The 11,396-nt window shown below is 62.5% G+C and carries 8 protein-coding genes; 3 read left to right on the forward strand and 5 right to left on the reverse strand.

What is annotated here, in order from left to right; genetic code table 11:
* Positions 1 to 30: 30 nt before the first annotated feature.
* The 3 genes from IB234_RS17040 to IB234_RS17050 all read right to left on the reverse strand — a co-directional run bounded on the left by IB234_RS17040 (position 31) and on the right by IB234_RS17050 (position 6,138).
* The gene (locus IB234_RS17040; RefSeq protein ID WP_192320039.1) at positions 31 to 3,705 is read right to left on the reverse strand and encodes a translocation/assembly module TamB domain-containing protein; all 3,675 of its coding nucleotides are present in this window, start codon (positions 3,703 to 3,705) and stop codon (positions 31 to 33) included.
* Entirely contained in the window at positions 3,702 to 5,432 is a 1,731-nt protein-coding gene (locus tag IB234_RS17045; RefSeq protein ID WP_192320041.1) for an autotransporter assembly complex protein TamA, read from the reverse strand. The genes IB234_RS17040 and IB234_RS17045 overlap by 4 nt, the downstream gene beginning before the upstream one ends.
* Before the next feature lie 64 nt (positions 5,433 to 5,496).
* Entirely contained in the window at positions 5,497 to 6,138 is a 642-nt protein-coding gene (locus IB234_RS17050; protein WP_192320042.1) for a GNAT family N-acetyltransferase, read from the reverse strand.
* A gap of 147 nt (positions 6,139 to 6,285) precedes the next feature.
* Between IB234_RS17050 and xthA the strand changes: the two genes are divergently transcribed.
* The 3 genes from xthA to IB234_RS17065 all read left to right on the forward strand — a co-directional run bounded on the left by xthA (position 6,286) and on the right by IB234_RS17065 (position 9,723).
* A complete protein-coding gene (gene xthA, locus IB234_RS17055; RefSeq protein ID WP_192320043.1) occupies positions 6,286 to 7,098 on the forward strand; it encodes an exodeoxyribonuclease III in 813 nt (270 codons plus the stop codon).
* Positions 7,099 to 7,195: 97 nt separating this feature from the next.
* Positions 7,196 to 8,563: a substrate-binding domain-containing protein gene (locus IB234_RS17060; RefSeq protein ID WP_192320044.1), complete on the forward strand. Its 1,368-nt coding sequence runs from the start codon at positions 7,196 to 7,198 to the stop codon at positions 8,561 to 8,563.
* A gap of 173 nt (positions 8,564 to 8,736) precedes the next feature.
* Positions 8,737 to 9,723 (forward strand): TerC family protein, encoded by a 987-nt coding sequence (locus IB234_RS17065; RefSeq protein WP_192320045.1) that lies wholly within the window; start codon positions 8,737 to 8,739, stop codon positions 9,721 to 9,723.
* Between the two features lie 613 nt (positions 9,724 to 10,336).
* Here the strand turns inward: IB234_RS17065 and IB234_RS17070 are convergent.
* Both IB234_RS17070 and IB234_RS17075 read right to left on the reverse strand, forming a co-directional pair.
* Positions 10,337 to 10,858, reverse strand: a complete 522-nt coding sequence (locus IB234_RS17070; RefSeq protein WP_192320046.1) for a hypothetical protein — start codon at positions 10,856 to 10,858, stop codon at positions 10,337 to 10,339.
* The coding region (locus IB234_RS17075) for an RHS repeat-associated core domain-containing protein (protein ID WP_192320047.1) at positions 10,852 to 11,396 on the reverse strand (545 nt) is incomplete at its 5' end. The genes IB234_RS17075 and IB234_RS17070, both read right to left, overlap by 7 nt.

Below are 11,396 nucleotides of genomic sequence, written 5' to 3' on the forward strand. Positions count from 1 at the left end.
CTGGCTTGACAGTCAGGCATTCGCTGCGCTTCAGAAGTCGCGCTTGTAGAACAGGTCCAGCGAACTGGCCAGCCCGCTGGCCGCCTCAAGATAGAGCCTGCGGGTCAGGTCATAACGCAGCGCGATGGTATTCGCCGGCTCGAACACACCAACGCCGTAGCGCAGGCTGAGCCGTTCGGACAAGCGCCCGCTGGCCACCACGCTGGCCTTCTGCCCAGAGCCGACCGTGTCGAGCTGGAAATCGCTGATGCCCAGGCGGCTGGCCAGATCGCCGGTGATCGACGAACTACCGGCCAGGCCCAGGCCTAGCGCCGCCTCGGCCAGCAGGTTGCTGTCCTCGCCGCTGCCACCCAGCGGCCGGCCGAGCACCAGGTAGGACAGCGCTTGCTCCTCGCTCATCGCCGGTTCGGCGAACACCTGGGTACGTGGCTGCGCTGCATTGCCGCTGATGCGCAGGCCTGCAGTGACGTCGTCGACCCGACGGATTGCCTCGACATCAAGGAACGGTTGGTCGATGGGACCGGTGAACAGCAAGCGTGCACGACGCACGTCCAGGCGCTGGCCGTAGGCGCGATAGCGCCCCTTGTTCAGATTGAGCTCACCGCGCGTGTCGAGGTTGTCGCCGATGCGCAGGCGCCCGGCCAGCTCGGCATTCAGGCCGAAGCCTTCGAAGGTGAGCTTGTCGCGTCCGACGCTGACATCCACATCCATGGCCATCTGCAACGCCTGTCGCTGCGTGGGCTGGCGCCCGACCACCTCGGCATCCTGTGACACCGCCACGGTCGAGGGCGGCAGCTGGCGAATCCGGATCGCGCCGCGTGGCACGTTCACCGCCCCGCTGATCGCCAGGCGCCCTTCGCTCAGACGTGCAAGCAGATCGGGCTCTACCTCCAGTTCGGCATAGGGTTCCACCCGCAGCGGAAGACGCTGCCCGCGCAGACGCAGGTCGCCGTCCAGCGCGCCCTGCGCCCAGGCGATCTGGCCAGTCAGGCTGCCCTGCCCCTGCTCGCCACTGCGCCAGTCTCCACGCAACTGCAGCTGTTCGCCGGCGATCAATGCCTGCAGGGTCAACTGTTCGATGCTCAGCGGCAGCTGCGCACCGGAGACCTCCCCGCCACTGAGCGCCAGACTGCCATCGACACGGGGCGCCAGTAGGCCACCACTGAAGCGGCCACTGCCATTCAGCTGCCCTGCCAGGTGCTCGACACCGGACAGGAATGGCCGAGCCACGGCCAGGTCGAGGCCGGCCAGACGGAAGTCGCCACTCAGCGGTCGGCTGGCCGAGCGTGGGTCGATCTTGAGTTGCATGTCGAGCGTGCCGAGAGGCCCGCCGGCGAAGGCCAGTCGGCTGTCGATACGCTGCGGGCTCAGGGTCGTGAGCAGATTCAGCTGCTGGTAGGGGAAATCCAGCCAACGCTCCTGCTCGCGCACGCGCAAACGCCCGCCATCGGCATTCACCCGCAGCTCGCCTCGCGGGCCGGCGGCGGGCAGGTCGAGGGCGAGTTCGGCCGAGAGCTGCCCTTCCCACGCGAAATCCTCCGGCAGCCAGGGCGCCAGGCTGGCCAGCGGGAAATCCTGCAGGCGATAGCGTAGCCGTGGTTCCGGTGCCAGGCGCGCCGCTTCGCCGCAGAGGCTTGCCTCGCCAGACAACCAGCAATGTGCGCCCAGGCTCAGGCGGCCATCGGCCAGCCGGGTGAGGTTGGCCGGCTGTTGCAGGCGCCAGTCCTGGCCGCCGCTGCGCAGCTCGCCGGAGGCCAGCCGCCCGCTCCAGCTCCAGCCAGCGGCTTCCTGTTTGAGCAAGCCATCCAAATCCAGCGCGGCCTGCAGCTTTTCTCCCTGCAGGTCCAGGCTCAGGCGTTGCTGCCGGCGGTCGCCGCTGCCGTTGGCCGTCAGGGTGCCGAGGCTTGTATCGCCCAGCCGGATGCCAGCCGCCGTCAGCGCCAGGCTGCCGCGCTGCGCCGCGTCCAGGCGTGTGGCGAGCGTCAGCTGGCGAAGCTCACGATCCTCCAGGCCGATGCCCTGGCCGTTCAGGTCGAGTTGGCCCTGCGGTGCAGACAGATTGCCGGCCAAAGTCAGCTGGCCCTGCAGACCGCCACGCAGCCCTGGCCAGAGCTGGCCAAGCCGGGGCGCAGCCAGCTGCAGCTGCGCCTTGAGTTGCTGATCGAGCGCCCCGTCACCGTAAATCCGGTTATCGCCGAGGCGAACATCCAGCGTGCCCAACTGCCATTGGTTGTCGTTGCCCGCGCCTTTCAGCTGCAGGGCTGCCGGCTGACCACGCAGCCGTCCCTTGAGATCGAGATCGGCAGAGGCAGCGAGCTGGCCGGCGCGCCATTCACCCTGGCTGAGCAACTTGCCGGCGAGGCTGCCGGGCAGCTCGGCCAGCCAGTACGCAGGGTCGAGGCGGTCGACGTTCAGATCGGCCGTCCAGGCGACGCCCTCGGCAAAGCGCAGGCCCAGGCTGCCCAACACTTCGCCCTGCCCGGCCCGTAGCTGCAGTTCCGGCAAGCGCACAACGCTCAGGTCGCCCTCGACCGGCGTGCTCAGGCTGAAATCACCGGCAGGTCCGATCAGTTCGGCGTCGACCTGGCCCCGGTACGCGCCCTCGCTGTAGTGCGCCCGTGCCTGCAGCTTGCGGGCAATCACCGCCGGTGGCGTCTGCTGCGGGTACAGCCGTGTCCAGGGGAAGTCGCGCCAGTCCAGCGCAGCCTCGGCGGCAAATTCCTCTCGCCAGTCCAGTTGCCCGCTCAGCTCGGCGTACCGCTCCTCGCCGGCATCCAGACGCAGCGCGGCAATCTCGGCGCCCGCGGCATCCACCCTGCCCTGCAGTTTCACTGCCACCGCGCCACCGTCACCCGGCAGGCTGGCGCTACCGTCGATCCGGTAACCCTCGGCGAGGTTGCCGATGCCATTCAGCACGAGCGTTTCCAGGCGCAGCGTATCCGGCAACTCGGCGACAGCCTTGAAGGCCTCCACCTCTATATGCGCGCTGGCAGGCAGGTGCTCGGCCAGGGGCTGTGCCTCGCCTGTCAGGCGCCCGGCCAGGTAACCACTGCTGTCGGCACTGAGCGCCAAGCTCTTCTGCAGTTCGCCTTCTACTCGCAGGGCCAGGCGCCAGGGCTGATCGTCCGGTGCCGGCAGGTCGAGAGTGCCCTCGGCCTGCAGCGGCCAATCGCCTTCCGGCTGCAGGTGACCACTCAGGTTCAGCGCCAAGGCGCCCTGGCGCAACGTGGCGCGCTCGATGCGCAAGCCATCGCCCACCCAGCGTGCGCTCAGCTGCAGATCGCTGAACGGGTCGGCATCGTCGATGCTCAACTGGCCAACCCTGGCCTGTTCCAGCTCGATAGCCAGCGGCAGGCGCAACACCGGCAGCTCGAGCGGCGCTTCGTCCGCCTCGCTCGTCGGTGGCAACCGCAGATCAACCCGCTCGGCCTCGACGCGCTGCAGGCACAGGGTCAGGCGCAGCAGGCAGCGGGGCCTCCACTCCAGCCGGGGGCGCAGCAGTTCCACGCGCTGCTCGCCCTGGGTCCAGCTCAGGCGCTCGGCCTGCCAGTCACCACCCAGGCGGCCGCTGAAAGACTCGACCGCCACACCCGGCAGGCGCGCCAGCAGCCAACTGCTGCCCGTGGTCGTCCCCAGCAACGACGCCAGCAGCAGCGTCACGCCCAGCACGACGAGCAAAACCGCCCACGCGATGCGCCGCTTCACAGTTCCGGCCCCATGGAGAAGTGCAGGCGGAAGCCGCCGTCATCGTCCAGCGCGCGGGCTAGGTCCAGGCGCAGCGGGCCGACCGGCGAGACCCAGCGAATGCCGAAGCCGACACCGCTCTTGAGGGTCGGAATTTCCAGCGAGTCGAAGGCGTTGCCCTGATCGACGAAGGCTGCCGCGCGCCACTTCTCGGCGAAGGCGTACTGGTATTCCAGGCTGCCGGCGACCAGGTAGCGGCCACCGACCTTGCGGCCCTCGTCGTCCTCAGGCGACAGCGACTGGTAGTCGTAGCCACGCACGCTCTGGTCGCCGCCAGCGAAGTAGCGCAGCGATGGCGGGATCGAGTCGTAGTCGCTGGTCTCGGTGCCGCCCAGCTGCAGACGTCCGAGGAAGCGGTGGCGTTCATACAGGGTAACCAGGCCCTTGAGCATCAGGTTGCCGTGGACCACGTCAGCATCCGACAGCAGGCCTTTCTTGGCTACCGCCACGTCGGCCTGGATGCGATAGCCATTGTTGGGGTCCAGGCGGTTGTCGCTCTGCAGGTAGGAGTAGCTGGCGCCGGGCATCACAAGGTTGCTCAGCCCGGAGTCGTCGCCTAGCTCGTACTCCTCGCGCTGCCACTTGAGCGACAGCACCTGTTGCCAGCCACTGTCCAGGCGGTGATGCCATTCGGGGCCGATCTTCAGCAGTTTGCTGAGGCTGTCGGTATCGGCGATTTCCTCGTACTGGTAACCACCGGCGAAGCGCAGCTTGTCGGTCAGTGGCGGATCAAGCGGCACGTCGTACCACAGACCAACGTTCTGCCTCGGGGCCGACAGCTCGCTCTCGACACCGTAGCTGTGCCCCTGCGGGTTGGCCCAATGGCGAGTCCAGTTGAAGCGTCCACGCGGGCCGACATCCGTGGAAAAGCCGCCGCCGATGCCGAAGGTGCGGGGTTTGCGCGTGGTGAGCTGGACCGCAACCGGGATGCTCTCGCCACTGGCCTGCGCCGGCACGGCATCGACCCGCACACTGTCGAAGTAGCCGCTGCCCTGCAGCGACTGGTAGAGATCGGCGATCAGCTCGGCGTCGTATGGGGTGTCAGCCTCGAATGGCACCATGCGCTGCAGCAGTTCCTCGTCGAACGGCGCATCGCCGGAGAAGCGCACCGCGCCGAGCCGGTAGCGCGGGCCACTGTCGTAGACCAGTTCGATGTCGGCGACGCCGGCCTGTGGATCGATCTGCAGGCTCTGCCGGGTAAAGTGCCCGCGGAAGAATCCATAGCGCGAGGCCTGGTTCTGGATAAGCCGCTTGGCGTCTTCGTAGTGCCCATGGTTGAGCTGAGCGCCGCTACGCAGGTGCTTGCTGGAGGGTAGACGCAGCCCCTTTAGTTTCTGCGCTGCGCCGACGATGCGGATATCCACGTTACGCAGGCGAATCGGCTCGCCTGGGGTAATGCGCAGCACCAGGCGCAGGCCGTCGCGGCCGCTGCGCACATCGCTGGCAATTCGAGCCTGGTAGAAGCCCAGAGCCTCCCCAGCGCGCTGGGCCTGGGCCTCGACGATAGGCACCAGGCGCTGCAGCTCTGTCTCATCGTCGGCCTGCAAGGTGCCGACGTAGCCCTCGATATTGTGTTTCAGCTCACCGTTGGGCGGTTCGATGCGCAGGTCGAGACGGGCCTGCGCCAAGGCGCTGGACGCGAGGACGAACGAAACGAAAACGACGAGGAGCCTTCCTGGAACACTCATGGCAGCGGATGCTAGCACGCTCGCGGCGAATCACGAGCCGCAAGCGGGCTGCTCCGCTATGAGTTCAAGCGCTGGCCTGCCGAGCCGCCTGCGGGTTGGGATGGAAGAATACGTGCTCGCGAATGGGCCCTAGCGCCACCTCACCGATCTCCTCATAGCCCTGGCGCTTGTAGAATTCCAGATAGTGCGGATTGCCGGTATCCAACACCACGCCTTGCGAACCTGCATCGGCGGCGCACCAGTCATGCAGTGCGGCAAGCAGTTGCTCTCCCAGGCGCTGGCCCTGGAACTGCGGGTGCACACCGATCAGCGGAAGCACGTGGTATGGCCCTGGTGGCAAACAGGCAAGCACCGCATCGTGGTATTCCAGATAACGCTTGGTGCAGCGAAACCCCGTGGTCATCAGCATACGCAGACGCCAGCCCCAGCTCTCCGTGATGCCCAATCGGCGGATCGGTGGTGCGATCAGGGCTATACCTACCAGCCGCTCCTCGATCACCAGGCCTATCGCCGGCAGGTCTTCGGAGAAGTGCTGATGCACCAACTCGCGCACGGTAGCGCGCACCCGCTGGTCGAAACCGGGGCGTTCGCTCTCGAACAGATAAGCGAAGGTCGGGTCGTGACGGTAGGCGTGGTACAGCAGGGAGCGTGCCTCGCGACTGTAGCCATGGTCGAGCATGCGAACTTCGGCGGTACGATGGGGCATCAGGCTGACCTCTTTTTAGGAATTTCTTGTTGTTATGCATCCGACGGGTCGCCTGCCAAGGTAGCACCGCCACCCCACCCTCGCCAGACGCTGGCCGTCGCGAGGGAGCTGGGCTAGCATCGCCTTTTTTACCGCCGGAAGCCTTTCATGAAGATCGTTTCTTTCAATATCAACGGCCTGCGCGCCCGCCCGCACCAGCTGCAGGCGCTGATCGAGAAACACCAGCCGGACGTGATTGGCCTGCAGGAAACCAAGGTCTCCGACGACCAGTTCCCAGAAGCGGAAATCCGCCAGCTCGGCTACCACGTGCACTACCACGGGCAAAAGGGCCACTACGGTGTCGCCCTGCTCTCACGCCAAGCGCCGCTGGAGCTGCACAAGGGCTTCCCCAACGATGGAGAGGAATCCCAACGGCGCTTCATCTATGGCACCTACGCCGACGAGCATGGCAACCCGGTGACCGTGATGAACGGCTATTTCCCCCAGGGCGAAAGCCGCGATCACCCCGTGAAATTCCCCGCCAAGCAGCGCTTCTATGCTGACCTGCAGCAACTGCTGGTGGAGCGCTTCGACCCGAGCCAGGCGCTGGTGGTGATGGGCGACATCAACATCTCGCCGGAAGACATCGACATCGGCATCGGCGAGCCCAATCGCCTGCGCTGGCTGAAGACCGGCAAGTGCAGCTTCCTGCCGGAAGAGCGCGAATGGTTGGCGACCCTCAAGGGCTGGGGCCTGACGGACAGCTTCCGTCACCTGAACCCGTCGGTGAACGACCGCTTCAGCTGGTTCGACTACCGCAGCCGCGGCTTCGAGGACGAGCCCAAGCGTGGCCTGCGTATCGATGTGATTCTCACCACAATGGCCCTGCAGGCGCGCATCAAGGACGGGGGAGTGGATTACGAGTTGCGCGGGATGGAGAAGCCCTCCGATCACGCGCCGATCTGGCTGGAACTGAGCTGATCCAGGGGGCGCAGTCGCGCCCCCTGTCACATCCCCGCAATCTTTTCGACTTAATCTCCGCGACGCCTTAACCCCTCTAGCACAAGGTGTTCGCTCAATGTCGCAAGCCCTGCCAGCCAGCAATCGGCACATCTTCAACCATGCCTACGTATGGTTGTTCCTGGGTTTCATCTGCTACGCCCTGCCCTGGTCGGTGTTCGCAGCCGAGAGCGTTACCCTCATGCGCATCCAGGGCTCCAACACCATCGGCGCCAAGCTCGGCCCGGCACTGATCAGTGGGTTGTACGAGAGCCAGGGCTTCCGCAATATCCGCGTCGCCCCCGGTGCAGCCGAGAACGAGCAACTGGTGCTGGCCGAAGACAAGCTCGGCCGTACCCTGCAGAGCGAAGTGGCGGCCCACGGCTCGGGCACTGGCTTCGTCGCGCTACAGGACGGCAGCGCCGACCTGGCAGCGTCCTCGCGACCGATCAAGGATGCCGAGGCGGCCAGTTTGCAGGCACTTGGCAACATGCAGGGTGCTGGCGCCGAGCAGGTAATCGCCATTGATGGCCTGGCCATCATCGTTCACCCCGGCAACCCGGTATCGGCCCTGACCACCGAGCAACTGGCCGCCATCTTCTCCGGTGAGATCAAGGACTGGGCCGCCCTCGGCGGGAACCCGGGCGAGATCCACCTGTATGCCCGCGATGACAAGTCCGGCACCTTCGACACCTTCAAGGAACTGGTTCTGGCCGCCAACGGCAAGAGCCTGGCCGGCAATGCCAAGCGCTTCGAGTCGAGCAACCAACTATCCGACGGCGTCAGCCAGGACGCGGGCGGCATAGGTTTCATCGGTCTGCCGTACGTGCGCCAGAGCAAGCCATTGGCCATCGCCGATGGCCAGTCGCAGCCAATGCTGCCCAGCGCCACACTGATCGCTACCGAGGATTACCCGCTCTCCCGCCGCCTGTTCCTCTACAACCCGCCGGGCACCACCAACGAGTGGGTGAAGTCGCTGGTGCAGTTCGCTCATAGCCCGGCTGGCCAGGCCATCGTCGAGCAGAGCGGCTTCATCCCCCAGACAGTCCAGGCGGTCAAGGTGGAGCCCTCCGCCGGTATGCCGGACGACTATCGCAAGCTGACCGGCGAAGCCCAGCGCCTGTCCGTCAATTTCCGTTTCCAGGAAGGCAGCGCCGAACTGGACAACAAGGCCCAACGCGACCTGACGCGGGTACTGGACTACCTGAGGAACAACGACAAACTGCGCCAGAAAGTGGTGCTGGTCGGCTTCGGCGACGCCAAGAGCGATCCCCAGCGCGCCGCACTGCTGTCCAAGCTGCGCGCCATGGCCGTACGCCGTGACCTGTCCAAGGGCGGGGTGATCTTCCGTGAGATCACCGGCCTCGGCGAACAGATGCCGGTCGCCGCCAACAGCGGTGACGACGGCCGCCTGAAGAACCGCCGCGTGGAAGTGTGGGTGTACTGAGGCACTACTCCTGCGACACCAGGCACATTGCCGAACCCCTGGAACCGCTCTAGCCTTGTAACTGGATGGCCGCCGGTCGGTGGCCGCCAGTGACGCCGGGCCCCTCTGGCGGCGAGCCCTCGCCGTGATGTCGGAGTCATTGTCTGAAATGGCAACGGCTAAGGGGCGCGCTCTTGGATCAGCTCATCGTTTTTTTCACCACTCCCCTGCTCGGCACGGCTACCTGGCTGTGGCTGAGCTTCCTCGGTATCGTCATCGCCCTGCTGGTGTTCGATCTCGGCATCCTGCACCGCGATCAGCACGAAATCGAGATGCGCGAGAGTCTGCTGCTGTACAGCGGCTACTTCAGCGTCGGCGTGCTGTTCGGCCTGTGGGTCTGGTTCGAGCTCGGTAGCCAGCACGCGCTGGAGTTCTACACTGGCTTCCTTGTCGAGCAGTCGCTGTCGATGGACAACGTGTTCGTCATGGCGATGATCTTCGGCTTCTTCGGCATCCCTCGGCGTTACCAGCACCGGGTACTGTTCTGGGGGATCATCGGGGTGATCGTGCTGCGGGCGATCATGATCGGCCTGGGGACGGCGCTGGTGAAGGAGTTCGAGTGGATTCTCTACCTCTTCGGCGCCTTCCTGCTGTTCACCGGCGTGAAGATGATGTTCAGCCGCGAGGAACAGCACCCCGACCTGTCGCAGAACCCCATGCTGCGTTTCCTGCGCCGGCATATGCGGGTGACCGACGAGCTGCACGATGGCCACTTCTTTATCCGCCGCCGTCCACCGGGCGCTGAGCGCCCCCTGCTCTACGCTACACCGCTGTTCCTCGCCTTGGTGCTGATCGAACTGGCCGATCTGGTGTTCGCCGTGGACAGCGTGCCCGCGGTGTTCGCTATCACCCAGGACCCGTTCATCGTCTACACCTCGAACATCTTTGCCATCCTCGGCCTGCGCTCGCTGTACTTCGCCCTGGCGGCGCTGATGCACCGCTTCGTCTACCTCAAGTACGCGCTGGCGCTGGTGCTGATCTTCATCGGCGGCAAGATCTTCCTACACGGTTTCATCGGCAAGATCCCCGCCCTACTCTCCCTCGGCGTGACCTTTGGCCTGCTGGCGGGAGGGGTGGTGCTGTCGCTGGTGAAAACGCGTAGCCAGGTGAATAGCGAGTAACGATTTCGGCCGCTGAGTGCTGCAGCAATGCCATTAGAGAGGCTGCTTGTTCAGCCTGCTTTGGCTGATCGGGCTCTCTGCGTAGTCAATCCAAGGCCGGCCAAATACCTTCGGTAAAAATAACTGCCTTACTTAGCCAGCGCCATGACGCCATCAAGAATAAAAGGGAGTTTCCGAATCAGTCGTGACCTCGTCTATATAACAATCTGATTGTCACAGCCCCTACTACGAACTTTACTAGCCCTCCCTATTACCCCTCCCCCATCAATCATTAGCACCTAAGTGATTATAAAAATTAGTTAATTTCTGCCAAAACCAAAATCGAACACCCCTGACAACCCTAGCCTTTCGCCTAGAGCCTTATGCAAAAAAGATTACCGACCCTATCTAATTCTTCTCCAACCTTGAAAAACCCAGAAACAACCCATCAAAAGCCACCCCACACCAACCATAAACAAGGTAATTATTAAAACCCGAACAACCCAAGGAGACCAACATATTTTTAGATAACATCCAACAAGAAAATCAGGCACCTTAAAGATACCTTCATATTTCCTCGCAACGTTACCGAGCAGAGACTTACCGCACACGCGAGAGAACTTCAATGCACGAATTAATCAACGAAAGCACTAGCATCCCTAAGAAACCCCTGCCACAAGTCAACATAGGACGAATAGGATATTAGTCGACTGTTTATCTGCAGAGTTTCAAAATCCCGCCACATCAAAAAACCCTTGTTACCCCCTAGGTAAGAAAAAAAACCTATTTCACCATCGAAGCACTCATTAGCAAAAGGGAACGCAACAATCGTCCTATCTACCACCCACCCAAATATTTTATGTCTGACCGGATCCTTAACCCCACCAAGAACACACTCAAAACAATAATCAAAAAGATCACCAAAACCACTAAAGCAATCCAACCCTACATCTATAGAATTATCATCTTTTAAGGCCAGCAAGCCACTAACTATTTTCTCTGCCTCTCCTACCATCAAGCCAAGAACAGATACTGCCCTCATGTCCCCAACAACAAAATCATCCACACTGATGGACATAGAGACAAAGCAATATCCTCCCACCGTAGCTGGAGAAAAATCATATTTAATACCCAATGACGACAATTCATTTAACATACAGATACAACCTTACCGTCTTTTATCATATCTCTAAGCCTTTTCATGACGTCCGGGGGAATAACCAAACCCCTTTCCTGCGCAGAATCACCATTCCAGTGCATCTTTCCGTTATTACTATTTCCAAAGCGATGAAAAATCCCTCTATCGTCTACTGCATACCAATGCTTGCCTTCGTTATCGGGAATAGCTTTTGCGGCTAATTGCCGATGGTGACAAGGAAGAATAGATGTTTTACTCCCACCCCCACGAAAGTTAGGTGAGGCAGGATCGTGATGACCAGCATTTTCGTATGTCGGCTTTTTACCATGATATCTACCAGATTTTCTTATTAATCCAACGGGATCAATCCACCCCACCGGATTCGGCGCGTACTGGTAGTTATTGATCCCTCCCCTTAAGCCGATTGGGTCCTGGCTGATGAAGCGCCCGATATCCGGATCGTAGTACCTGAACCGGTTGTAGTGCAGCCCTGTTTCCTGATCGTAGTACTGCCCTTGGAATCTCAGTCTCTGTTCTACAGGGTTTTCCTGTTCCT

It is taken from the genome of Pseudomonas sp. PDM16 (assembly GCF_014851865.1).
Lineage (GTDB): Bacteria > Pseudomonadota > Gammaproteobacteria > Pseudomonadales > Pseudomonadaceae > Aquipseudomonas.